This window comes from Pseudarthrobacter sp. PvP004, from assembly GCF_017876035.1.
Taxonomy (GTDB): Bacteria; Actinomycetota; Actinomycetes; order Actinomycetales; family Micrococcaceae; genus Arthrobacter; species Arthrobacter aurescens_A.
On the sequence record NZ_JAGINL010000001.1, the window covers coordinates 2591572 to 2616209 of the forward strand.

Consider the following 24638-nt stretch of genomic DNA (forward strand, 5'->3'; position numbering starts at 1 on the left):
GGAATGGCGCTCATGGATCGGCTTCCCAAGCATTTATTCACCAACCGTGGCTGGGGACTCTTGGCTGCCGGGGCGCTTGCTCTGGGGTGCGCCTACGTCATGGGCAGGCGTGATCTCCTGACGCTGTCCGTTCTCTTGATTGTCCTGCCGCTGGTGGCGCTTGCCGGCGTCCGGGTGCTCAAACCAAAATTCCAGGTGTACAGGGAGTTCAACCCGTCCACGGTGGAGACCTCCAGCACCACCACAGTTCGCCTGGCCGTTGCCCGGTCTTCGTATTCCACGGGGCACGTCATCATGGAGGAGCAGTTGCCTCCCCGTTTCGGCGAGCCGCCCGCTTTCCGTTTTCCCGCCCGGTCAGCATCCGGAGGGACCAGCCGCTATGAGTATCACCTCCGCTCCGGCAAGCGTGGGCAGTTCCGGATTGGTCCGGTGACTGCCGAGTTCAGTGACCCGTTCGGCTTGTCGCTGCGGCGGCATGCAATTGACGACGGCGATATCCTCACCGTGACGCCGGCCGCCGTCGAACTTCCCGTCACAGGCCTTGCCGGTGCGCGCGGCAACGATGGCGTCACTGCGACCCGCATCCGCGCCAACCCGAGCGACGATGACATCATGACCCGCGAGTATCGGCACGGTGATCCCATGCGCCGCGTTCACTGGGCGGCGACTGCCCGCCACGGCCAGCTCATGGTGCGCCAGGAGGAGTCCGTGACCACACCGGAAGCCACCCTCATTCTTGACCAGAGATTCACCGCTTTTGCCGCCGGAACCGGGTCCGTCTTCGGGAGCCACGACGAAGATTCGGACCTGGTCACCAGCACCAACTTTGAGTGGGTTGTCACGGCCGCGATGTCCATCACGGCGCATTTGGCGGAACGGAACTATTCGTTGCGGCTCCTTGACTCCTTTGGCAGCCCGGCTTTCCTCCGTTCGCGCTCGGCGCCGGACCCGGATGCGGAGGAGTTTGCCGGCACGGGCGGCCTTCAGGCCATCGCCGAAGGCCTGGCGGCCGTGGAACTGAGCGGACCCAGGCACGTCAGGGTGGAGCACCACCGGACCGATCACAATGCCGAACTTAAGCACACTGCAGAACACAGGCACGGCGCAGAACACATCGGTCCGGCGGGCACGGAAAGTGCCGACCTTCCTTTCAATGACCGCCTGATGGACAAGCTCTCGGCGCATCGCTTGCGCGGTCCCCTGCTTGCCCTGGTGGGCAACCTGTCGCTCACCGAGGCAAGGTCACTTGCCCCGGCGGCCGGCTACGGCGCCAACGCGTTCGCCTTGGTGATGACCGATACGTCACGGAACAACGAGGAAGTACTGGAGATTTTGCGCCTCGCAGGTTGGAGGGCGGCCGCTGTCACGTCAAAGACCCAGTTGACGGCTGCCTGGTCATCCTTCGATGAGGGCGGCATCGTAGCTGCCGCGGATGCCGCCATGGATGTCCGGCGTGGAGCGGCGGTGCCACGATGACCGCTACGTCCCACCGCAACTCCCCCGGCGTCCCTACCAAACCGGCCGGCACCCCTGCATCCGGTAGGCCTCCTCGGCCCCATGTCCCGGGCCCTGGGCCGTATCCGTGGGCCATGGCAGGTTCAGTGGTGGTAGCTATACTTGGCGCCGCACTGTCCCTGAACGGTGTCCTCAGGGGCTGGGCCTGGTTCATGCCGCTGGTCACCACGGTGGTAGTGGTTGCGCTGACGTTGGCTGTCCTCCGGGCAATCCGTGCCCAGCCGCTGATTGCCACTTTGGCCTCTTTTGCTTCACTCGCCGGTGTGCTCAGCTTCATCTTCTGCCGCCAGGAAAGTCTGGCGGGGTTCATCCCCACTACCGGAACCTTCGCCGCCGTCGGACGCCATATTAAACGTGCCGCCGAGACGGTGGTGTCCGAGAGTGCACCTGTGGCCCCCAACGCCGGGATCGTCTTTGTCATGTGCGCCTGCCTTGGGCTCCTGGTGATCCTGATCGATGCCCTGGCCGTTCCCCTGTCCATGCCTGCGGCCAGCGGCATTGGACTCCTGGCGGTTATGGTGGTCCCGGCCACCATCAAACCCCAGAGCGTGGGAGTGGCTGGATTCATCGGCGCGGCAGTGGGCTACCTGCTCATCCTCGGTTGCAGCCACTGGTTCGCCCCTGATGCCAGGCTCCAGTCCGGTTCTGGACGTGGCGCCGGCCAGTTCAAGCGCTCGGTGGTCACCGGAGGGCTGGCGCTGGCTCTGACCATGACTGTCCCCCTGGCCATTCCGGGGTTCGAGACCGGAACCTTTCCGCAGGGTTCACGGCTGAGCCCGTGGGGAACGTCCAATGGCCTCAACCCCATGATCACCTTGGGCAACAGCCTCCGGAGCCCCACCGGTTCGGGTCGCATCACCTATGCAACGAGCGCCAGCGGTCCCCTGTACCTCAGGTCCGTTACCATCGACCACTTCGACGGCGAAACCTGGGCGCCCGATGATCGTGCCGCCGAGCGCCGTGTTGGTGCCGACAGGATCGAGACGGGGTACGCCGTGCAAGGCGAGGTGGTCAACGCCGTGACTTCCGTCAATGCGGGCCTGTTCACCAGCCCTTACCTCCCTGCTCCGTTTGCTCCGGCCTCCGTGAACGGCCTGAACGGGCGCTGGACCTGGGATCCAGCGACGTTGAGCATCATGAGCACGGAGACCACCACACGCGCGCAGCGGTACGTCGTTTTTTCCGCAGCCCCCAAGATCACGGCACAGTCCCTGTCCCAGGCCTCTGCCCTCCCGCAGGGCATTTCAGAGGACTTCCTCCGGGTTCCGGGCAACCTTCCGGACATCGTGCGGCAAACCGCCGACTCCGTCACGGCCTCTGCCGGCAGCAACTACGGCAAGGCGCTGGCCATCCAAAAGTACCTGCGTTCCGGAGAATTCACTTACTCCCTCCAAGCTCCCGTGCAGAACGGTTATGACGGCAACGGACTCTCGGTCCTGGCTGATTTCCTCGCCGTGAAGAGCGGTTACTGCGTTCATTTCTCCTCCGCCATGGCGGTCATGGCGCGGGCTGAAGGCATCCCCAGCAGGATCGCCGTGGGCTACGCACCGGGCCGCCTGACGGGCGAGTCGGTGGCGCTGGTGGGCCAGGGTTCCTTCCCTGAGTACGAGGTTGACGCCCGGGATGCCCATGCGTGGCCCGAGCTGTACTTCGAGGGCCTGGGCTGGGTCCCCTTCGAGCCGACACCGTCCCGTGGCGTCCCTCCCGAGTACGCGATGGAAAGTTCAGTACCCGGGAACCTCAGCACCAACGCGGATGAGAAGGACGTCCTCACTACCCCTGCACCGCCGGCGGCAGCGCCGATACCGATACCCGGAGTGGAGACTCCCGCCGGAGGGTCGGCCACCGCTAACCCGCTTCCCACGATCGGCGCGGCAGCGGCCGGGGTACTGCTGCTTGCTGGATTCCTATGGTCACCGAGGCTGAGCCGGACGGTCCTCCGGCGGCGTCGACTGAACCGAAAGCCTCCGGATGATGCCGACGTCCTGGGCTATAAGGATCCCGCCCCTGAACTCGCATGGGCGGAATTGCAGGACCTGGCCACCGATTACGGTGTGCCTTCAACGCCCAGCGAAACGCCCAGGCATTTCTCCGCCCGGCTGCGTTCCAGCACCGCACTGGGTGATACGGGAGGACTCGACGACGCCGCACATACAGCAGTCGCATCCCTCACCTCGGACTTCGAACGGCAACGCTACGGTCGCCCGGCGGCGGCAGCGCCGGCAGCGGCCGGCCGCATCGCCGTCGTCCGTGAGGCGTTGCGAAACAACGCCCGCTGGTTGGTGCGCTTCCGCGCTGACTGGCTGCCGCCGTCGATGATGCAGCGTTGGGTCCATGCGCTCGGCGCACCGTTCCGGGCGGTGGGAAGGCTCGCCAAAGCCACAGGGTGGGCGATTGTCCGGTGGTGGCGCAGGCTAAGGGGCCTGCTCCCCCAGCGCCGCTAGCTCAGCGCACAGACAGCAAAGGGCCCGACGCCGGAACTTGTGATTCCGGGGCCGGGCCCTTTGCATGTGTCAGCCGTTCTTGTTGCGAGAGCGGCGGACCGGATCCTGTGCAGCCTAGTCGGCGTACGGGTCCGCGATACCTACGTACTGGGTGTAGAGGTACTCTTCGATGCCTTCGGAGCCGCCTTCGCGGCCCAGGCCGGACTGCTTGACGCCACCGAAGGGGGCAGCGGCGTTGGAGATCACACCGGCGTTGAGGCCGAGCATGCCGGTTTCGATCTTTTCGCTGATGCGAAGCCCGCGGTTGAGGTCCTTGGTGAAGACGTAGGCAACCAGGCCGTACTCGGTGTTGTTGGCCAGGCGAACGGCGTCGTCTTCGGTGGAGAAGGTGATGATCGGGGCAACGGGCCCGAAGATCTCCTCCTGGAGGATACGGGCGTCAGCTGCGACGTTTTTCAGCACGGTGGGCTGGTAGAAGTAGCCGGGACCGTCGACGGCGGCACCACCTGTGACTGCTGTGGCACCTCCCGCTACGGCTTCGGAAACCAGTGCGTGCACGCCATCGCGGGCCTTGCCGTCGATCAGCGGGCCAACCTTGGACTCCGGCTCGGTGCCACGGGCAGTGGTCAGTGCACCGATCTTGGCGGCGAACTTCTCCGCGAAGGAATCAGCGATGGACTCGTGCACAATGAAGCGGTTCGCTGCGGTGCAGGCCTCGCCCATGTTGCGCATCTTGGCTGCGATGGCACCTTCAACAGCCTTATCCAGGTCGGCGTCTTCGAAGACCACGAACGGGGCGTTGCCACCCAGTTCCATGGACGTGCGCAGGACCTTGTCCGCGGCTTCGCGGATCAGCGCCTGGCCCACCGGGGTGGAGCCGGTGAAGGAGATCTTGCGGAGACGGTCGTCCTTGATCAGCGGGCCGGTGACGGCGCCCGCAGTGGAGGTCTGGATGACGTTGAGGACACCGGCGGGCAGGCCGGCTTCCTGCATGACCTGGGCGAACAGGAGGCTGGTCAGCGGGGTCAGGTTTGCGGGCTTGAGCACCATGGTGCAACCAGCGGCGACGGCGGGGGCTACCTTACGGGTGGCCATGGCCAGCGGGAAGTTCCACGGGGTGATCAGCAGGCAGGGACCCACCGGCTTCTTCTGCACGAGGAGGCGGTTCTTGCCATCCGGTGCTGCGGAATAGCGGCCGGACACGCGGACGGCTTCCTCGGAGAACCAGCGCAGGAACTCGGCACCGTAGGTGACTTCACCGCGGGCTTCGGCCAGGGGCTTGCCCATTTCCAGGGTCATCAGCAGTGCGAAGTCTTCGGCACGCTCGGTGACAAGTTCGAACGCGCGGCGCAGGATTTCGCCGCGTTCGCGCGGTGCGGTGCGGGCCCAATCAGCCTGGGCGGCAGCGGCGGCGTCGAGTGCGGCAGCGCCGTCCTCAGCACCGGCGTCGGAGATGCTGAGCAGGACCTTGCCCGTTGCCGGGTCCTCAACATCAAAGGTTTTTCCGGATCCGGCCGGGCGCCACTGACCGTTGATCAGCAGGCCGGTAGGGACGGAAGCCAGCAGTTCGCTTTCGCGTTCAACCGTGACAGTCATGGCGACTCCTTCGTCTTGGGTGCTTTGGAGAATTGCACCACTGGGGTTCGTTGCCGGAAGTGGCTTGAATTACTGCCACGGTACTGCCCCGCGAGAAGCAGTGTCTACGCCTTCACGCACTGCCGCATGGTCGCCATTTTGTGCAGCTGCACAGCACGCGTCAGCGTGCCGCCAGTACCGCCGAATAGAGCTCCCGCTTGCTGACACGGGCGTCGTCGGCCACTGCGGCCACGGCCTCCTTCAACCGGATGCCCTGGGAAATGAGTTCGTTCACCGCGGCCACGTGGTCCTCCGGCTTGCCGGGTTCCTGTTCAGGCGCACCGCCCACCACAACCGCGATTTCGCCGCGGACCTCGTTGTTCTCTGCCCACTCCAGCAATTCACGCAACGTGCCGCGAATGACTTCTTCGTAGGTCTTGGTCAGCTCACGGCACACGGCGACGCGGCGATCGGCCCCGAAGCGCTCATGGAGTGCCCGCAACATGACCTCAAGCCTGTGCGGGGCCTCAAAGAAGACCATCGTGCGGCGTTCGTCGGCGAGGTCGGCCAGACGTGAGTTCCTGTCCCCCGACTTTCGCGGCAGGAATCCTTCAAAGCAGAAGCGGTCGGTGGGCAAGCCGGACAGCGCCAAGGCCGTCAGCACCGCAGAGGGGCCGGGAACGGCCGTGACCGTCAGTCCGGCGGCAACCGCGCCCTCCACCAGACGGAATCCAGGGTCCGAAACCGCCGGCATTCCGGCGTCGCTGACCATCAGGATGGTCTTGCCGGCGCGCACGTGGTCCAGGAGCTCACCGGTCTTGGCTACTTCATTGTGCTCGTGGTAGCTGATGACCCGACCAGTGACTTCAACGCCGAGCGCCGTCACCAGCCGGTGCAATCGCCTGGTGTCCTCTGCAGCCACAATGTCCGAGGTGCCCAGGAGCTCAATCAAACGCGCGGAAGCATCGCCCACGTTGCCGATGGGTGTCGCCGCAAGCACAATCCTGCCCACCCCGGGAGTTGCGCCGGAAGCAGAAGCGGCCTCCTCCAGATCGTCGTTAAAGGGAGCCTCGTCCGGGGTGCTGCGTTGTTCGTCCACCTGCCAAGCCTAATGCCGCGCGGGGTTCAAGGATGCAGCAAGGATGGAAAGGTAGCATGGGCGGGTGAACCAGTCGCCCGTTCCTGTCACCGCTTCCGGATCCCCGGCGGCGTCCCCGGCGACCCCGGAACCCGGAGACTCAGCTGTGGAGGGAAGCAGCGATCAGCCGGATACGCCGAAACCCGTTAGTGAGCCACAGCCCCGGCGGGCGGCGCACCTGAGTGACAGCACCGTTGGTCCGTTGCCCGGCCGCGGGTTGGAGGGGCACCGTTGGATCGCCCGACCGTCCGAGGCCTACACTGCCCAGGCATTGAAGGAACGTCTGATCGGTGGTGTTCAAAGCTGGCGGGATTACCCTGTTTCCTTGCGCCTATGGTTCTGGCTCATCCCCGCCATCACAGCGATCCTGGGCGGCATTCTCCGATTCTTCCGACTGGATGCCCCACCCAGCCTGGTTTTCGACGAAACGTATTACGTCAAGGATGCTTACTCCTATGTGGTGAGCGGCTACGAACGCAGTTGGCCTGCCAACGCCAACGATTCCTTCAATGCCGGCAACCCCGATATTCTCCTCAACACTCCTGAGTACGTAGTCCACCCACCCGTCGGCAAGTGGATGATTGCCTTCGGAATGTGGCTGTTCGGCGGGGACAATCCCTTTGGCTGGCGGTTCAGCGCGGCTTTGGCCGGCACACTGACGGTCTTCCTCGTCTCGCTCATTGCACTGAAGCTGTTCCGCTCACACACCCTCGGCGCCGTTGCCGGACTCCTGCTGGCCATCGACGGCCACCATCTGGTGCTCTCCCGTACGTCGTTGCTGGACGTCTTCCTGGCGCTCTGGATCCTGGCCGCTTTCGGCGCCCTGTTAATGGACCGCGACGACGGCCGCCGTCGTTTGGCTTCCCGGCTCGCCGCGCAAGCGGCTGCTTCGCCGGGAGGCCGTCCCAAGCCCTCCCAACTGGTAGCCGGACCGTGGCTTGGCATGCGGTGGTGGCGTCTGGTTGCAGGTCTTTGCCTTGGCCTGGCCGTGGGGACTAAATGGTCGGCACTGTTCTTTGTGGCCGCTTTCGGGCTGATGACCGTGCTGTGGGACCTGAGCGCCCGGCGTATCGCAGGCATCCGGAGCTGGTTCAGCGCCGGCATCATCAAGGACGGCATCCCCGCCTTCGTGACCATCATTCCGATTGCCGCCGTCACCTACGTGGCCAGCTGGACGGGTTGGTTCCTCTCGAAGGACGCCTACTACCGGCAATGGGCTGCCGCCAACCCGGCACCCGGACTGGATTGGCTGCCTAACTCGGTGCGCTCCCTGGCGCACTACCACCTAGAGGCCTACAAATTTCATCAGGGCCTCAGCTCCGATCATCCGTACGAGTCCAGCCCGTGGACGTGGCTCATCATGGGCCGCCCCACCTCCTTCTTCTACCAGACCCCCAAACAGGGGACCCCGGGCTGCGTTGTTGAGACGTGTTCCTCTGCCATCTTGCCGGTAGGAAATCCCGTGGTGTGGTGGGGTGGAACCATCGCCCTGGCCATCCTGCTGTTCTGGTGGGCCGGACGTCGCGACTGGCGCGCCGGCGCCATCCTCGCCGGAGTGGCCGCCGGCTATCTTCCGTGGTTCATGTACCCGGAACGCACCATGTTCATCTTCTATGCGGTGTCTTTCGAACCATTCCTGGTTTTGGGCCTGACGTATGTGTTGGGGTTGGTGTTGGGACGCAGCGGCGACCCCGTCTGGCGGCGACGATCCGGACTGTACATAGTGGCTCTGGTCCTGGTGTTGGCAGTGTTGGCAACAGCCTTCTTCTATCCGGTGCTCACGGCGGAAGTGATCAGCTACCAGGAGTGGCGGATGAGAATGTGGATGCCATCGTGGATCTAGGAGGCAAACAGTGAGGGAAGCAAGCACGGAGCTCCTGGTCGAGGCGGACCCGAACACCAACGTGACGGACCTCCTCCTGGAACGCTGCCACAAGGATCCCTTCGGTAACCTGTACGCGCACAAGACGGCGAATGGTTGGCTGAACGTTTCCGCGGCGAGGTTCCTTGCCGACGTCACGGCTTTGGCCAAAGGACTGATCGCAGGCGGGCTGAACCCGGGCGATCCAGTGGCTGTGCTTTCCCGCTCAAGTTTTGAGTGGACCCTGGTGGATTTCGCCATCTGGATGGCCGGCGGAGTTACCGTGCCCATTTATGAGACGTCGTCGGCAAGCCAGATCGAATGGATCCTCACGGATTCCGGAGCCCGGCGCATCTTTGTGGAGGACGCCGCCAAAGCAGATCAGGTCCATGCCCTGGTTGAGCAGTCGTCTGTCCTGGGCGAGGACCCCGTGACCATCGTCCGGATGGAGCACGACGGCGACGCACCCAACCTGACCAGCGTCTCCGCCGTCGGAATCGGCATCATGGACGCCGAACTGGAACGTCAGCGCAGCGCAGCGAACCTGGCCAGCGTCGCCTCCATCGTGTACACCTCCGGAACAACCGGTAAGCCCAAGGGCTGCGAAATCACCCACGGCAACTTTGTCCTCGTGGCGCGAAACGTCATCCCGTTTCTTCCCGAGCTACTCATGCAGCAAGGCGCACGGACGCTGATGTTCCTGCCGCTGGCGCACGTCCTCGCCAGGGCGGTCCAGGTTGTTTGCCTCACGGCCGGCATCACGCTGGGACACAGTGCAGGCGCCAGCGGACTCATGGCGGACCTTGGGTCCTTCAAGCCCACTTTCCTGCTCGCCGTGCCCCGCATTTTCGAGAAGGTCTACGCCGGCGCCAGCCACAAAGCGGCCATGAGCGGCAAGTCCGCGCTCTTCTCGGCCGCTTCCGCCACCGCAGTGGAATATTCGACGGCGGTGGACCTCGCCGCACGTGGCGAAGGGACCGGTCCGGGCTGGCTTCTGGGCCTGAAGCACTCCACATTCAACAAGCTCCTCTATCCCAAGGTGAGGGAGGTCTTCGGCGGCGACGTGGGCTACACAGTGTCCGGCGCCAGCCCCCTCAGCCTCCGGGATAACCACTTCTTCCACGGCGCAGGCGTTCCGGTGCTGGAGGGCTATGGCCTGACGGAAACCACGGCGCCCTGCACCGTCAATACGCCCAGCATGTCCCGCATCGGCACTGTTGGCATTCCCCTCCCCGGAACCACCATCCGGGTTGCTCAGGATGGCGAGGTGCTGGTCAAGGGAATCGGTGTCTTCAAGGGCTATCACAATAATGAAGAGGCCAACCGGGCTGCCTTCGTTGACGGTTTCTTCCGTACCGGAGACCTGGGCGAACTCGACGCCGACGGCTTCCTGACCATCACCGGCCGGAAGAAGGACCTCCTGGTCACGGCCGCTGGGAAGAATGTAGCCCCGGCTCCCTTGGAGGAAAAGCTGCGCGAACACCCCTTGGTGGGCCATGCAGTGGTTGTGGGCGATGGGCGGCCCTTCGTCGCCGCACTGATCGGCCTGGACCCCGAAGGGCTTGCGGAGTGGTGCGCCGAGAACAAAGTGGGCGCAATGACACCCGACGAAGCCGCTGGAGATGACCGCGTCAGGTCGGCCGTTCAACAGGCAGTTAACGAGGCCAACAAGCTCGTCTCAGCTGCTGAGTCGATCAAGAAGTTTGCGTTCATCACGGCCGAACTCAGCGTGGAGTCAGGACACCTGACGCCCTCGCTCAAGCTGAAGCGGGCCGCGGTGCTCAGCGACTTTTCGGCGGCTGTGGAGAAACTCTACGAGAAGTAGGGGCTCCACCTAGCACAGGGCTCGGATCACCACCTAGTGCTACCAATTCGGCACCCAATTCGGCCAAAATCGCCACCTAGTTGGGCCAATTTCTCCCTAGGTGCCGTTGTTGTGCCCGTAGCGTTTCCTCACGAACCAAACGTTCAAAGGGGAACTCATGGCTACACCATCAGGCATACCAACACCGACGCTCTACTACTCGCGTGTCCGGGCTACCTTGGTACCTCGAGTTGCGGGTTTCACAATGGTTGCGCTGGGCCCGGTGCTGTTCGTGCTGATCGTCCTGAAGAACACACCGGAAGTGCTCTTCGCACCGCTGGTCATCACCGCAGCTGGTTCATTCATCGCGTTCATGACCGTCACCGTCAAGGTCGACTCGCAGAACGTCGTGATCGCCTTCTGCGACATCTTCAAACGGACATTACCCAGGGATGAAATCGCGATGTTGACCACGGACAACGCGGCCGGTCCCAGTGGTTACGGATTCCGATACATGGGGCCCGGCATGGTCGGGTACCTCGTCGGCGGTCCCGAGATCAATATCGAGATGAAAAACGGCACGACGATTATTGCCAGCACGGACGGCCCTGAGCGCCTTATGGGTGTCCTCACCCGGCATGCCGGACAGGGCTCGGAAGCGCCTTCTAGCGGGTAATGCCCGTCGGTTCCTTGCTCAGGTTGTCGGCATCATCGGCATCGGCAGTTGCCTCGTCAGGGTCCCCGGCTTCGTCGGCCGATGAGGTGGAGCCCACGCCACGGCGCCGCTTGGTAGGCCAGGTGAGGATGAACGTCACCGTCGCAGCCAGGAACACCAAGGCGCCGATGACAATGCCCGCGTCGATCCAGAACTGTCCCGGGAAGAGCCGGATCAGGGTGTCCTCCAGCGAGAATGTCCACGTTCCGTTGGCGAAGAAGAGCCGGTGGAACTCGGTGAAGAACTGCTGCCAGCTCAGGGCTGCCAAAACAGCGAGGGCAATGATGATGACCAGCGTGACGATCGATCCGGCAAAGAGGCCGCGGCGGATCCCGCCGGTGCTTCGCTTACGCAGATACAGGATGCCGATGATGCTCAGGATGATGAGCAAAAGCCCTGCTCCGAAGGAGGACAGAATGACCAGCTTCACGTCGGCCATGTGCGAGACTTCGCTGTCGGTAAAGAGCTTTGCGCCGTCCTGGTTGACCAGGCCCCCAAGGTAGCGCGGACCGGCCCAGTTGCTGAGGTAGTCAACGGCGTAGGAACCGTACGTCATGCGGTCGTCAGTGCTGAAACCGTAGCCGTCGCCGGGGAAACCCGGACGGTTGTACTCCACCCACAGGAACAGCGGGCTGGTCACTGCCCGGACGGCGAGCACCAAGAGGATCACCGGGTAGAAAACAGCCAACAGCACTTGGAAAATCCGCGGGCCCATCGGCTTTACCTTTGCGGCTTGCTCGCGTTCGGCGTTTCGTCGCGCCACTTCGTCGTCCGGCGGACGGACCTGAAGGGCCGACGTCGGCAAAGGTTCCGAATAGTGCGACGGCTGCTTGGCGGTGGAAGCGTCAGCCAGGGTGTCAGCGAACAACGGCGGCTCAGCCCCGTTGTCGGCGGCCTCAGCAGCCTTCCGGTCCGCGCGGCTCTCAGGCTGGCCGTTGGCGGGCGTCGCAGTAGTGGGACTCACGGACGGCTTTGCGTCCACAGGTGTGGGTCCGGTCTTCGCTGCAGGAGTGGTCGCGGAAGCGCCACTGGACGTTTTGGGCTTCATCCAGTCGAAGGCCGGTTCGTTGGGGTCCTCGTGGACGTCCGTGTCCGGTTCTTGTGGTTTTGGGCTCTTGTCGCTCACAGCGGGTTCACTTCCGTAGGCATCCACCGGCGATTGCTTGCTGCCGGCTCTCTTGTCTGCATTCGAGCCTACCGCCCGGCATTACAGAGACACGCGGTGCCACCCCGGCTGCGACCAGATTGAAACGTAACTGTAAGGTCTATGCTGCAATGCTGCGGTAACCGGCGTCGTTGGCGTCCATATCTCCTGTGACGCCTGCTCGGACTGCCTTCCTACCGAGCACCAAGGTGTAGACCCAGTAACCGGCCAAAACCAGCGCACCAATGGCGATCTTGGCCCATACAGGCAGCGGGCTCGGTGTCACGAAACCCTCCACAATGCCGGAGATCAGCAAAACCAGCACCAACCCGAGGGCAATAGTAATGAGGGAACGGCCTTCATCAGCCACAGCCTGAAGCCGCGTCCTCGGGCCAGGACGCACCATGGCCCAGAAAATCTTCAGCCCTGCAGCACACGCAATGAAGACGGCAGTGAGTTCCATGAGGCCGTGCGGAAGGATGTAGCTGAAGAAAATGTCCATCTTCCCTGTTGCCAGGAAGAGTCCCGCCGCGATACCCAACCCCTGCGCGTTCATGAACAAGATGAACGGCACCCAGAATCCGGTAATGCCAAAGGCCACTGCTTGCGCGGAGATCCAGGCGTTGTTCGTCCACACGGCGCCGGCGAATGAGGCCGCGGGATTCTCGGAGTAGTAGTCGATGAAGTCTTCCTCCACATACTGCTGCACTTTGGCATCACTGGACGCGACAGCCCTCAGCGCCTCCGGTGACGTGCCAATCCACAAGGCGTAAGCCCCTGCCACCAGGACAAAGGCCAGCCCGCACCACACAGTCAACCACCGGATCCGGTAGAAGGCCGCAGGAAGGGAAATGACGAAAAACCGTGCCAGGTCCTCCATGAAATTCGAGCGGGCCCCAGTGAACCTCGTCCGCGCCTGGGCCAGTGCTGCCGACAAGGAAGCCGACAACCCCGTCTCCGGTGCCACAGAACGGATCAAGGACAGGTGCCCGGACACCGTTTGATACAGGCGCAGAAGTTCGTCCGCCTCAGCACCCGTGAGCCTGCGCTTATGCGCCAGGAAATGAAGCCGCGACCATTTGTCCCCATGTACGGCCGAGAAGGCATCGATGTCCACGCCACCACCCTAGCGCCTGTATCCACCAAGGAGTCAGCCCGCCGCTAGACTCGATGGTGCGGGCGCTCCGGGCGCCCGCTGCGTTGGCGAACCACGGGGGCGGGCATGAGTTCAATCATCACAGGCGAGGCAGTGGTCCTCGAGCTTCGCCCGGCGTCCTTCGCCGCGCGTGCGCTGGGGCTCATCCTGGACGTCATATCCCACATCATCCTCGCGATACTCCTGATCATCCTGATCACGTCGGCCTCCCGGGATCTCGACGACGCCGCCATTCAGGCGCTCGTCCTCAGCAGCGTCATCTTCTCCGTGGTCATCGTCCCTGTGACTGTCGAGACCCTCACACGCGGGCGATCCCTGGGGAAGCTCGCCACAGGACTACGCATAGTGCGCGACGACGGCGGGTCCATCCGCTTCCGGCACGCCCTCATCCGCGGGCTCCTCGGATTCCTGGAGATCTACTTGACCTTCGGCGGTCTCGCAATCGGTGTGGCACTGTTCAACGACAAATCCAAGCGCCTCGGTGACATCGTTGCAGGAACCTACTCCCTCCGGCAACGCGTACCCTCAACGCCACGGATCATGCCCGTAGCGCCGCACCATCTCCAAGCATGGGTCGCGATGGCAGACATCGGCAGGGTACCGGATGCCACCGCCCGCCGCGCCGGAACCTTCGTGCAGCAGGCCTACCTCATGGCACCAGCCTCACGCGTCAACATGGCGGCCTCCCTCGCTTCAGAACTCGCAAGATACGTCGCACCACCCCCGCCGGCCGGCACCATCCCCGAAGACTACATAGGCGCAGTCCTCGGGGAACGGCGCAACCGCGAACTCACGCGGCTCCGCCAAGCGGAGCAGCGGAACGCGACCGTAGGGGAACGGCTCAGGAAGCTGCCGTTCACTGATGAGTCTTAGGTCTGGTGCGGCTGTTACCAGCCGTCCTCGGCGTGCTCGCTCATTCTTCGCTTAGACGCACGCTGCCGGACGGCTGGCGACCGCCGCACCAGTCGAAGTCACCAGTGAGCCGGTCTTGTGAGTCGTGGGGGTAGGAGGGTGTTGCGGTCCCCTTCGGCGGCGTTGATCTGCGGTTGGGTCAGGTAGAGCGCCTTGGAGAGGTCTGCGTTGTGGAGCTGCGCCCCGCGTAGATCGGCTCCCAGGAGGTCGACGGCCGTGAGGTCGGACTTCCTCAGATTGGCTCCGATCAGGTATGCACCGCGGAGGTCTGATCCGCAGAGGCTTTGGTGTGAAATGTTGGCTCCCATCAGGTCGGCACCCGGGTGGAGGCCGCCGTCGAGCGTTTGCTTGTCCTCGGCGCCGTAGGAGGCTCGCAGTTCCTCACTAACCTCCATCAAGAGTGTCCGGACCTCGCCGTGAAGTGTTTCGACGTCGGCGGCCAGGACCGTGGATGCATCACCGTGGGCGGTGGCTGTTATGTACTCGGACAGGTTGTCCGCAGCGGTCGCCAGGTCCGGATCGAACGTTCGTTGCCGGGCTTCTGCGAGGTACCAGAGCATCTCATGAAGTTGCCTGACTACTTTGAACACGGCGAACATCGAGGACTTGGATGAAGGGTCCTGAGTCCAGCTGGTACCGGCGAAAGTGTGTTGTGACACCAGTTGGCCGGCACCGAAACAATCAAACACTGTGCAACCGCGGAAGCCCCGGGGCCGTAAGCGTTGGTGAATGGTGCAGGAAAAGTCGCCGGCCATATTCGGGCACGGCGTAGCAGCAGGTTTGTCGATGGCGAAGTCAGCCGAGCGGGAAAATCCGAGCGCGGTGCAGCACAGGGCAAAGCAGTTGCCGCAGTCTGGGCTGAGTGTAGGTGAAGAGGTCATGCGTGCTCCAGGTGATGAAAAAGGGTCCGGTGGAAGAAGCCGGGGAACCCGTGAACGGGTTCCCGTGAGGGACACCCGGAATCACCGTGGAGGGCAGCACAAAGAGCAGGACCGACGAGACGTCAGCGCTGAAAAGGTGGGTCAAAGCGCGCAGGAAATAATCACTGCAACAATCGTAACTGCGGGACTACCGCTGAGCGTAGCTCGCCCAGGGAATGTTCCAGTCGCCGAAGCCCTCCAGCGGTTCAACTGCCGGTGCGCCGGTGTTGAGGACCTGGACCACGTCACCGGTCTTCATGTTGTTGAAGAACCATGCAGCATCCGCCGGCAGCAGGCCCACACAGCCGTGCGAGACGTTGGCCACTCCAATGGAGCTCCATGCCGCTTCAAGAGCTTGGTGGACGTACACGCCGGACCACGTCAGCCGGTTGGCGTATTCCACCACCAGGGGCGGGTAGTAGCCTTTGTCGCCCGGCTTCAGGCCAATGGTCCCGGCGTTGAAGTTGGAGTGGCGTTCTTGCTCCATGATCACCGCGTACCCGGTAGGCGAAAGCCAGTCCTCCCCACCCAGGGATACGGGGGCAGTGTGAACCAGCTGGCCATCGAAGTACACGTTCATTGTCTTGGTGATGTCGTCCACCACGGCCACACGCTGGGGTCCGGTGGTGAACGTTGAGACTACGTCGGCGTTGCCGATCATGTTGTTCCCGAAGTCCACGCCCAAAAGCTTCATGTCTACGGTGACGGTGGTACCGGACACCCAGAAAGCCTCCGGCCGGATCCTGGCCTTCTTGTCCGAGTACCAGTGCCATGCCACGGGCTGGCCGGAGGAAACGGTGATGGCGACGCGCTTTTCCATTGCCGCCTTGTCCACAACGGGCTCACTGAAGTTAATTTCAATGGGCTGCCCGGAGCCGGCCGTGGTGCCGTTGCGGGGGTAGATGGATGCGTCGGCCTCGTATGCCGCGGAAACCGTGGTGAAGGTCTGTGACTTCCTGGTCTCTTTCCCCGCAGTATCAACCACGGTGAAGGAGTAGCTGTATTGGGTTTTGAACTTCAGGACTTCCAGGGTGGTCCAGGTGCTGCCATCGGGGCTGGTCTGGCCTTGCACAGGTGCGCCGCCGCTAACCGGCGCCAGCACAACGTCCTTCAGCTTGCCGTTGATTGCTTTGATCTGGGGACCAACAACAGGGTTCCATTCCACAGCGCCATCGAGCGGGGTGATACCGAGCTCTACGGGTTTGGCTTCCACGGTGGGAGTGGGCGACGGCGCTACAGCGGCGTCCTGCGTGAAACCTGCAAGCAGCCCGGGCACCGTGACGACGCCAATTCCGCCCACCACAATAGCTGCGCAGACTCCCATGATGGCAAGGATCTTGCCCTTTTTCCGTTTGGCGACTTCCGTCATGGTTCCCGTCATCCTGTCCCCCGCAAGCGTTACCGAACACCCAATTCTAGCGGAAAGGCCGGACACGCTGGTCGCGTGTCCGGCCTTTCACCATCGATTTGGGTACCGCCGATGCGGGCCCAGCTTGGTACTAGTGCAGCCTAGTAGCGGTAATGCTCTGGCTTGTACGGCCCCGCGACATCCAGGTCGAGGTAGTCCGCCTGGTCCTTGCTCAGTTCCGTGAGCTCCACACCCAGAGCATCCAAGTGAAGGCGTGCAACCTTCTCGTCCAGGATCTTGGGCAGGACGTAGACCTGCTTCTGATACTCGCGCTCACCGGCGGGCTGGTCCTTCTTGGTCCAGAGCTCGATCTGCGCGATGGTCTGGTTGGCGAAAGAGTTGCTCATCACGAACGACGGGTGGCCGGTGGCGTTGCCCAGGTTGAGCAACCTGCCCTCGGACAGCACAATGATGGACCGTTCGGAAGCGGTGCCGGCCTCGAAGACCCACTCGTGGACTTGCGGCTTGATCTCAACCTTCTTGACGCCCGCAATTTTGGCAAGCCCGGCGATGTCGATCTCATTGTCGAAGTGGCCAATGTTTCCAACGATCGCCTTGTTCTTCATGCCCAGCATGTGCTCGGCCATGATGACGTCCTTGTTGCCCGTGGTGGTGATGAAGATGTCACCCTGGGCGAGTACTGTCTCCAGCTTGGCAACCTGATAACCGTCCATCGCGGCCTGCAGAGCACAGATGGGGTCGATCTCCGTGACGATGACACGCGAGCCCTGGCCCCGCAGCGCCTCAGCCGCGCCCTTGCCGACGTCGCCATAACCACAGACGACGGCCACCTTGCCGCCCATGAGGACGTCCGTGGCCCTATTGATGCCGTCCGGCAGGGAGTGGCGGATGCCGTACTTGTTGTCGAACTTGCTCTTGGTGACGGAGTCGTTGACGTTGATGGCCGGGAACAGCAGCTTGCCCTGTTCCGCCAGCTGGTACAGACGGTGCACGCCGGTGGTGGTTTCCTCGGTGACCCCTTCGATGCGGGCGGCCAGGCGGGTCCACTTCTGCGGATCCGCGGCAAGGGTCCTGCGAAGGAGATCCAGGATGAGGACGTACTCCTCCGGATCATCCTCGGTGGCGGTGGGCACGGCGCCTGCGGCTTCGAATTCCACGCCCTTGTGCAGCAGCAGCGTGGCGTCGCCGCCGTCGTCGAGAATCATGTTGGGACCCAACTCCGGGTTGGTGTCCGCACCAGGCCACGTGAGAATCTGCTCAGCAGTCCACCAGTATTCCTCAAGGGTTTCGCCCTTCCAGGCGAAAACCGGAACACCCAGCGGGTTCTCCGGAGTGCCCTTGCCGACGACGACGGCGGCAGCGGCTTCGTCCTGGGTGGAGAAGATGTTGCAGGAAGCCCATCGAACTTCCGCGCCCAAGGCAGTGAGGGTTTCGATGAGCACTGCAGTTTGGACCGTCATGTGCAGGGACCCGGCGATGCGCGCACCCTTGAGGGGCTGCGAGGCACCGAACTCTGCCCGGAGCGACATGAGGCCCGGCATTTCGTGCTCGGCGAGGCGGATCTGGTGGCGGCCGGCCTCCGCAAGAGTGATATCAGCCACTTTGAAGTCGAAAGTCATGGAAGTCCTTAGGGGTACCGTGCGGAATTGATGAAAGAAAGCGTGTCAGGCCTTGGAATCGTGCTGGCCCGAGGTTGCCGCGTTGGCTGCGGCCAGCAGTTCAGGAGGCAGGAGCAGCGGGATGCCGTCCTCAATGGAGTAGCGGAGCTTTTCGCCGTCCGCAGCGGCATCGGTGGAAACCAACTCATCGCCCTCTTGGACCAGCGGTGAACCCGTCACGGGGCAGCGCAGGATGGACAACAGTTCAGGACTGACCTTTGGCATGAATGATGCTCCCTGGATGGCGCCGGCTAGGCGCCGCTGGCGGATATATCTGCAGATTCCAGACTACCGCGCAGGGAGATCCTGTTTTGATGCGAACGACGAATTGCGTCCGAGGCCCAAGCATGGTGCCGCTGCAACGGCCCGGCTAGGACGGTTCGCGGAGGATACGCAAATGTCCTCGGCGGGTGCCTTCGGTACCAGCGGGCGGTTCCATGTGGGGGTGGCTGTGCCGGGCCGGGGTTTCACTGGGGGCCGAAGCCGCCTCCCGGACCGCGTTGGCAAGCGCCAGCAAATCATCCGGGCCGGGCTCCTGCGGTGTGGTGGGCATAGCCAGGCGCAGGACTTCCCATCCACGCGGAACCGTGAGGGACTCTGCGTGTTGCGAGCAAAGATCGTACGCATGCGGTTCCGCGTACGTGGCCAGAGGACCCAGGACTGCGGTGGACTCTGCGTACACGTACGTCAAAGTGGCCACCGCGGACTGGCGGCAGGCTGATCTTGAACATTGACGAATGGCACCCACAACATCCCAGATTAGCGCCATTCTGCACGCACATTGCGCATTGCCCGCCCGCGCCCCGCTAACTCCCTGCAGTAACAACCGACGCGGCGCGCTCCGGGCCATGAGGTCGCGTTGACGGTTCCTCGGGACTAAAGTCGATATATGCAGTCACAGCCACATGTTCCCGGGTTCACTATCCGGTGGACTGACGCCGATGGCGATCAGTCCGAGGAACACGCCGGTTCGGAAGCGCGGGGTTTCCGGCGACGCCGGCGTAACCGGCACGGACGGGGACTGCGCGGAGAACTGATGCTCCCCAACCTTCCCGGCTTCCGCACCCGCTCAGAGCGCTTCGACGACATGGTGCTGGACTCCGCGGAGCGGCTCCAGGACATGTGGGGCAAACAGCTGGACGGCGTCCTCTTTGCGGTGGACGAAATTCCACCCAACCTTGAGCAACTCGTCGCTACGGGAAACACTGCCCCCATGGGGTCCTATACGCCCGGTGGCCGCGGCGAGGCACCCATGATCACCGTTTACCGTCGAGTGGTTGAGCAGGGCGCTTCCACGCGCGAGGAACTGCAGGACCTGGTCCATGACGTCGTGGTGGAGTACACCGCAGAGATGCTCGGCGTGCCGCCGGAGACGCTGGATCCGGTCTACCGGCGTCGATACCAATAACGTCGCTAGTAGCCCACCGAAACGGGGACCTTCTCAAGTCCCGCCGCCGCGTCCTGAATCGCCACGACTGAGACGTCTGTCCGTCCTTGCCTTCCTAGTACCAAGGCGCCGTACACCGGATCGCCGGAAGCGGACACCACGTAGCCCGCCACAGCCGAACCGCCGGACTTGTCCGGAAGCTCGATCAGGGAGGTGGTCCCGCCGGACATGTCCACGTCAACGGCCTTGCCGACTTTTCCGTCGGCGGTCACCGGAGCGTAAGTGACAGTGCCGCGCCCCTCGGGGACACCAAAGCTCAAGGATCGCTGGCCGTCCCGGGGAACGGCCACCAGGTGCTGGCTGCCGAGACGGGCCGATGACGGTGACCAGGCGAAGTCCGTTGGCTCCTCCGCTTTGGCGCCGCGGGTCAGCCTGGTTGATGCCAGGAACGAAACATCGGAGCTGGCGCTGACGGTATAACTGCCGGCCGGAACACCGTCAAGGTTAAGGGTGGCCACAGTTCCGCCTTTGACCGTCACCACTCCCCCATTGGGAATCTTGCGTTCACCGTTGGCGCCATAAAGGCTTACTTGCACAACGGCGTCGGTGGATCCGGGTACTGCGATCTGGAGAGCCGGTACGGCGTCCGCGAAGCCTGACTTGCCGGCCAGCGCCTTGATGGCCGCCGGGTCCTGGATGTCCACTCCGGACATCACCTGCAGGTTGGACGGCCCCGTACCCGGCGAAAGGTACTCCACACCACCTGGAGCGATTCCACGCAACACGCTCTGCTGGATGGTGGAGGCAACCGGGCCGCCCGTGCTGCGCACGTGCACTGCGAGTTGCGATTCACCCGGTGCGAGTCCAGCGAGGTTCACCGAGCGGGTGGTTCCGGGAGCCACCAAGAGACCGCGGGCTCCGGGAGCCTGGATCTGCCCTTCGTGTCCATACAGGTCAAGGTTTACCGTGGCCGGCGTCTCGGAGGCGTTGCTCACGTTCAGGACAGCTGTCCGACCCACGGCAGTATTGGCTCCCAAGAGCCATGCGTCGTTGCCCGGTGCCTGGCATTGGGTTGACGCGAGGCCACGGAGATCGCCGTCCGAGGCTGAGTAGCTAAGGTTGGCAGCCAAGGATGCTTGTTCGTTTCCAAGGGCCTCGGCGCCCACCACTGCCGGAGAATTCACGGGGCTGATGGACGCCACACCGGCCGCCAGTACTGGCGGCCCAACTGTAGGCGTCGGCGTGGTGGCAGGAGCTTTGGCGATCTCGGCCACCGTCTCGCCATCCAGAGATGTCACGTTACTCCCGGGCACCGTTCCGGCCGGGTTGCTGAGCACCACAGCGTTCAGGGCACTGGCAGCAGTGGTGGACACCGGGCTGAAGTCCGCGTCGGTTCCCACCACGGTTCCATTCACAAGCCTCGCTGGTTCGGGACAGACACCCAGGGCTCGGCCCGCGGGTACATCAGCCTGGCGGATGTCCATGGTGGTCCCGCCGGAAGGTTCGGGCACCATGGACGTCGCCGCCACTGCGCCTCCGCCTGCCGCAAGGATGACCACTGCTGACAGCACGCCGGTGATGATTCCCTTGTTGGAGCTCCGGGATGTGGAACCCCGCGTGGCGGAGCTCCGGGACGTGGAACCCCGCGTGTCGCCGGACACGTTTTTCTGGTCCTCAGACACTGCTGTACTCCTTACGGAGGGACACTTCGTCCCTCGACATGCCGGTTCGGCTGCGGCGTGCGGGCATCGGAACGGCCAACAGGACCGTCAATCCAATCACCACAGCCTGCAGAATTCCGAACCACAGGGCCCAAGGGTTGTTGTAGCGGATTTCAAGGTCGCCGCCGCTGGCCGGTAGCTCAAAGGCCTGTGACCATCCGGATGTTGTGGCCTGCAGTTGGCGGCCATTCATCCAGGCGCTCCAGCCGGGATCGGACCGTTCGGCCAGGACCACCTTCCGGCCCTCCTCGCCCGATGGCACAGTGGCATCCACGGTCACATCTTCGGATGGCAGGGCACTCATGAGAGCACCTTGGGAGTCCACGATGCGTACCCGGTGGGTAGTGTCGGCGGCAGTAGCCGCTGGCTGGTTCCGCGGCGTCACACGCCACAGCCACCCGGCGTCGGTCTGGCCGACAGCCACGAGTCCGGGGACGGCGTCGATCCTGCTGGCCGTCAGCTGCGCGGCGTTGTCCGCAGCCTTGAGGACCACGAAGCCGGCGCCGAGTTGTTCAAGGTCCGCGCGGGGGTCAACGCCCGTGCCCGCCACGATGGTGGCCACGGCCCTGCGGAGGGAGGCAGTGGCAGCGTCATCGGCCGCAATTTCCTCGCGTCCAGGTGCACCAATGATGGTCCGCGCCGAGGCAATGGTGGACAAGCTGTCCAGCGTGGTCCCGGCTCCACGCATTAGCGAAGTGGAGTAGGCGCCGTGCTCACCACTGGTGATGACCAGCGTTCGCGTTCGTTCGGGTCCCTGGCCACGGTCGACGGCGGTGGCCGGCAACGTGCCCGCGTCCACCGGCCATACGTGGCGGCTGGCCCCAAGGGACGGCACCTGTTCGGCAGCCTTGGGCGCCGCAATGGCGCCGGCAGTCGGTGTGGGCTGAAGAACATTCTGGGCAGCCCATGCGGTCATTCCTGCAAGAGGGCCCACGACCAGCAGCGTAATGGCCACGGTCGAAGAAATGCGCCGCACTGGAAGGTGACGCCGTGATGCTTGCGGTGTCCGTCGCGGTGCAGCGAAAAGCTTCTCGGCTCCGAGAATGGCAGCGCCCAGCAGCAATATGCCCGCCGCCGATACGGCCGGGCCGGTGAAAGGCCCAACAATCACGTTGTTGTTGACGCCTGTAGCCACATGACCTACCAGCCAACCGCTGGCAAGGGTAGCCAAGGCAACCAACCAGAACACCCGGGCCAGCCCCGCGCGCTTTCCCGGCAGGAACAACGCAGCAACGGCAAGGATCAGGACTGGTGCGATGACGAGCAGAGCCAGCAACAGGGCCCAAGGCACAGCGCCAGGACCGAAGAGCGCCAAACCGGTCAAGCCGCCGTCGATATCGAAGGCCAGCGGCTGGCCGAGAAGCTGCTGCCACAACGGCGCTGCCTCAAACGTCAACGGCAATCCGGGATCGGCGAGCAACGAGCGCGGCCTGTCCAGAACGGATATTACGTAGGGCAGGAACAACGCGACCGTTGGCAGCAGCGCCCACCACAGTGTTTTGCCACGCTGCCCGAGGACCACCGCGGCCAGGATCACCGCAACGACGATGGGACCCAACAACGACGGCGCAGAGGCGGTGACTACGGCCATGGCAAGACCTGCGGCAGCTGCAGCAGTCCACGATGGTGTTCCGTTGATGCCCGGCTTGCCTACTATCGGGGCCGGACGGCGGCTGCGTTGGGTTCCGGTGAAGGCGGGCCCTTGGGCCACGGCCGATCCCGAGGCGCGCAACAGCGCCAAGAGCAGCAACGGCATCATCACGTGCGCCACGACGGCGCCGGCACGGCCCTCGTTGATCGCGATCAGGAGTGCGGGAGCACCGGTCCACGCCATAGCGGCCGCAATCCGGAACCGGCGTTTGGTAGTCAGCGCGCCGGCCGCGAACCATGCGCCCAAGGCGGACAGGGGCATTGCAAGTATCAGCAGCCACACCATCGCGGCGTTGCCGTCGCCGCCTCCAAAGAGGGAGAGCAGCCACAGCACATAGCCGAACGGGTCGCCGTGTCCGGGCAGGCCTGCGCCCAAGGAGATCCACCAAGTTGACGCATTGGCCCAGATATCTCCCGGTGACGCCGAAAGAGGGATAAGCCCACCACCGGCAACGGTGCCTGAGCGGAGCAGCCCCAGCAGTCCCACGAGTGCTGCGGCCAAGGCGATCAGTGCGGCCGCGACGGCACCTGTGCCCACCCAGCCACGTTCGTTGGTGGCCAGCGCTGCGAAGTCGTCCGAAGCATCCCCGCTGGGTTCCGGGGCTAAAAGGTCGGAGACGGCCGGGGTTTCGTCGGCCGGGCGGATCGCTTCCAACAACGATCGCCTGTTGGCACGCACCTCCCGCGTGGGCGTCTGCAGGCCACGGACAACCGACCTGTGCACGCGTCGCGTCCTCGCCGCAACGCGGCGGCCCCTGGCGATGGCCATGGGGCGGACGAGCGCGGCGATGGTGGCGGTGAACTGCGAGATGCCGTATCCCGGTTCTTTGACCAGAATGCTCAACACCAGGCGGATAACCGCACCGAACAAGGCGCCCATGGCTTGGAACGGCACGTTCCACCAAGGCGTGTGCTTGAGCCGCAGATGGATCTGGGCTTTACGTGCCGCAGAGGAGGTGCCCAAACCATGTGGGCGGTGCTCCACATGGAACATGCGCGCACTGGGGACTACCACTACGCGGTTGCCCGCAAGCCAGTTGCGCCAGCAGAAGTCAACGTCATCGCCGCTTCCGGGCAAGGCGGGGTCAAAGCCCTGCAGCAGCTCCCAGACGTCGCGGCGGATCAACATTCCTGCTGAGTTCACGGCGAAAGTGTCGCTGCGGGCATCGTATTGCCCCTGATCCACTTCGTCGGCGTCGATCAAGGTGAGGCGTTCGGCCCAGCGGCTCGTTGAAAGTCCCACATCCACCAGGTGCCGCTCGTTGTCCCAGCCGAGCTGCTTGCAGCCCGCCACAGTAACCGAGGGGGCGCGTTCCACTGCATGGAGAAGCTCCGCCAAGGCATCAGGCGCAGGCGCGGCGTCGTCATGAAGGAGCCAGATCCATTGGACGGCGTCCGCTTCCCTGGCGTCGCTGCCGGCGGTGGGCGCGAGCTCTTGGAGGCCAGCGTGAACAGCTGCCCCGAAACCTGACTTCGCGTGCTGGAACGAGGTGACGTTGCGCTGGCCGAGGGCCTCGCGAAGCAACTCCAGCGAGTTATCCGTGGAACCTGTATCAATGCCAATGGCGGCATCTGCCGAACGCGTCTGGTCCGTCAGTGCCGCCAGTGTCCTGGGCAGATAGTTGCCGCCGTCGTGGGAAACCACGACGGCGGTAACGTGCACTTCCTT

Annotated in this window: 18 protein-coding genes; 7 read left to right on the top strand and 11 right to left on the bottom strand. The window is 63.8% G+C overall.

Going from position 1 to position 24638, the window contains the following annotated elements:
• Positions 1 to 3: 3 nt before the first annotated feature.
• Together J3A64_RS11575 and J3A64_RS11580 are read left to right on the top strand one after the other, a co-directional pair.
• Positions 4 to 1476, top strand: coding sequence for a DUF58 domain-containing protein (locus J3A64_RS11575; RefSeq protein WP_210064344.1), 1473 nt, complete (start codon positions 4 to 6; stop codon positions 1474 to 1476).
• On the top strand, positions 1473 to 3959 hold the full coding sequence (locus J3A64_RS11580; RefSeq protein WP_210064345.1) for a DUF3488 and transglutaminase-like domain-containing protein: 2487 nt from the start codon (positions 1473 to 1475) through the stop codon (positions 3957 to 3959). Before J3A64_RS11575 ends, J3A64_RS11580 begins: the two co-directional genes overlap by 4 nt.
• Before the next feature lie 114 nt (positions 3960 to 4073).
• Here J3A64_RS11580 and J3A64_RS11585 read toward each other — a convergent pair whose 3' ends face one another.
• Both J3A64_RS11585 and rsmI read right to left on the bottom strand, forming a co-directional pair.
• Positions 4074 to 5555: an NAD-dependent succinate-semialdehyde dehydrogenase gene (locus J3A64_RS11585; protein WP_011774060.1), complete on the bottom strand. Its 1482-nt coding sequence runs from the start codon at positions 5553 to 5555 to the stop codon at positions 4074 to 4076.
• Positions 5556 to 5715: 160 nt separating this feature from the next.
• Positions 5716 to 6585 (bottom strand): 16S rRNA (cytidine(1402)-2'-O)-methyltransferase, encoded by an 870-nt coding sequence (gene rsmI / locus J3A64_RS11590; RefSeq protein WP_187329952.1) that lies wholly within the window; start codon positions 6583 to 6585, stop codon positions 5716 to 5718.
• A 112-nt stretch (positions 6586 to 6697) separates the two neighbouring features.
• Between rsmI and J3A64_RS11595 the strand changes: the two genes are divergently transcribed.
• From J3A64_RS11595 to J3A64_RS11605, 3 genes are all read left to right on the top strand, one after another.
• Positions 6698 to 8515, top strand: a complete 1818-nt coding sequence (locus J3A64_RS11595; protein ID WP_210064346.1) for a dolichyl-phosphate-mannose--protein mannosyltransferase — start codon at positions 6698 to 6700, stop codon at positions 8513 to 8515.
• A 10-nt stretch (positions 8516 to 8525) separates the two neighbouring features.
• Positions 8526 to 10358, top strand: a complete 1833-nt coding sequence (locus J3A64_RS11600; RefSeq protein ID WP_210064347.1) for a long-chain fatty acid--CoA ligase — start codon at positions 8526 to 8528, stop codon at positions 10356 to 10358.
• Positions 10359 to 10515: 157 nt separating this feature from the next.
• Positions 10516 to 11013, top strand: a complete 498-nt coding sequence (locus J3A64_RS11605; protein WP_210064348.1) for a hypothetical protein — start codon at positions 10516 to 10518, stop codon at positions 11011 to 11013.
• Here J3A64_RS11605 and J3A64_RS11610 read toward each other — a convergent pair.
• Positions 11003 to 12178, bottom strand: a complete 1176-nt coding sequence (locus J3A64_RS11610) for a TIGR01906 family membrane protein (protein ID WP_210064349.1) — start codon at positions 12176 to 12178, stop codon at positions 11003 to 11005. The two genes, J3A64_RS11605 and J3A64_RS11610, sit on opposite strands and share 11 nt — an antisense overlap.
• A 139-nt stretch (positions 12179 to 12317) precedes the next feature.
• The gene (locus J3A64_RS11615; protein WP_014921121.1) at positions 12318 to 13313 is read right to left on the bottom strand and encodes a stage II sporulation protein M; all 996 of its coding nucleotides are present in this window, start codon (positions 13311 to 13313) and stop codon (positions 12318 to 12320) included.
• A 105-nt stretch (positions 13314 to 13418) separates the two neighbouring features.
• Here J3A64_RS11615 and J3A64_RS11620 point away from each other — a divergent pair, with 105 nt between their 5' ends.
• Complete coding sequence (locus J3A64_RS11620; RefSeq protein WP_011774049.1) at positions 13419 to 14225, top strand: RDD family protein; 807 nt, start codon at positions 13419 to 13421, stop codon at positions 14223 to 14225.
• Between the two features lie 98 nt (positions 14226 to 14323).
• Here the strand turns inward: J3A64_RS11620 and J3A64_RS11625 are convergent, their stop codons facing one another.
• The 5 genes from J3A64_RS11625 to J3A64_RS11645 form a co-directional block, all read right to left on the bottom strand.
• Entirely contained in the window at positions 14324 to 15145 is an 822-nt protein-coding gene (locus J3A64_RS11625; RefSeq protein ID WP_210064350.1) for a pentapeptide repeat-containing protein, read from the bottom strand.
• Between the two features lie 187 nt (positions 15146 to 15332).
• Positions 15333 to 16553 carry an Ig-like domain-containing protein gene (locus J3A64_RS11630; RefSeq protein WP_238324555.1) on the bottom strand — a complete coding sequence of 407 codons (1221 nt, stop codon included), beginning with the start codon at positions 16551 to 16553 and terminating at the stop codon, positions 15333 to 15335.
• A gap of 140 nt (positions 16554 to 16693) precedes the next feature.
• Positions 16694 to 18172 carry an adenosylhomocysteinase gene (ahcY, locus tag J3A64_RS11635; RefSeq protein WP_011774045.1) on the bottom strand — a complete coding sequence of 493 codons (1479 nt, stop codon included), beginning with the start codon at positions 18170 to 18172 and terminating at the stop codon, positions 16694 to 16696.
• A gap of 45 nt (positions 18173 to 18217) precedes the next feature.
• Positions 18218 to 18436 carry a Trm112 family protein gene (locus tag J3A64_RS11640; RefSeq protein WP_011774044.1) on the bottom strand — a complete coding sequence of 73 codons (219 nt, stop codon included), beginning with the start codon at positions 18434 to 18436 and terminating at the stop codon, positions 18218 to 18220.
• Between the two features lie 145 nt (positions 18437 to 18581).
• Positions 18582 to 18980, bottom strand: a complete 399-nt coding sequence (locus J3A64_RS11645) for a DUF3499 domain-containing protein (RefSeq protein WP_011774043.1) — start codon at positions 18978 to 18980, stop codon at positions 18582 to 18584.
• Positions 18981 to 19100: 120 nt separating this feature from the next.
• Between J3A64_RS11645 and J3A64_RS11650 the strand changes: the two genes are divergently transcribed.
• Positions 19101 to 19619 carry a metallopeptidase family protein gene (locus J3A64_RS11650; protein WP_011774042.1) on the top strand — a complete coding sequence of 173 codons (519 nt, stop codon included), beginning with the start codon at positions 19101 to 19103 and terminating at the stop codon, positions 19617 to 19619.
• Positions 19620 to 19624: 5 nt separating this feature from the next.
• On the opposite strand, the gene J3A64_RS11655 is transcribed toward J3A64_RS11650, so the two are convergent.
• Together J3A64_RS11655 and J3A64_RS11660 are read right to left on the bottom strand one after the other, a co-directional pair.
• The gene (locus J3A64_RS11655) at positions 19625 to 21280 is read right to left on the bottom strand and encodes a DUF5719 family protein (RefSeq protein WP_210064351.1); all 1656 of its coding nucleotides are present in this window, start codon (positions 21278 to 21280) and stop codon (positions 19625 to 19627) included.
• Complete coding sequence (locus tag J3A64_RS11660) at positions 21273 to 24632, bottom strand: glycosyltransferase family 2 protein (protein WP_210064352.1); 3360 nt, start codon at positions 24630 to 24632, stop codon at positions 21273 to 21275. The genes J3A64_RS11655 and J3A64_RS11660 overlap by 8 nt, the downstream gene beginning before the upstream one ends.
• Positions 24633 to 24638: the final 6 nt, after the last annotated feature.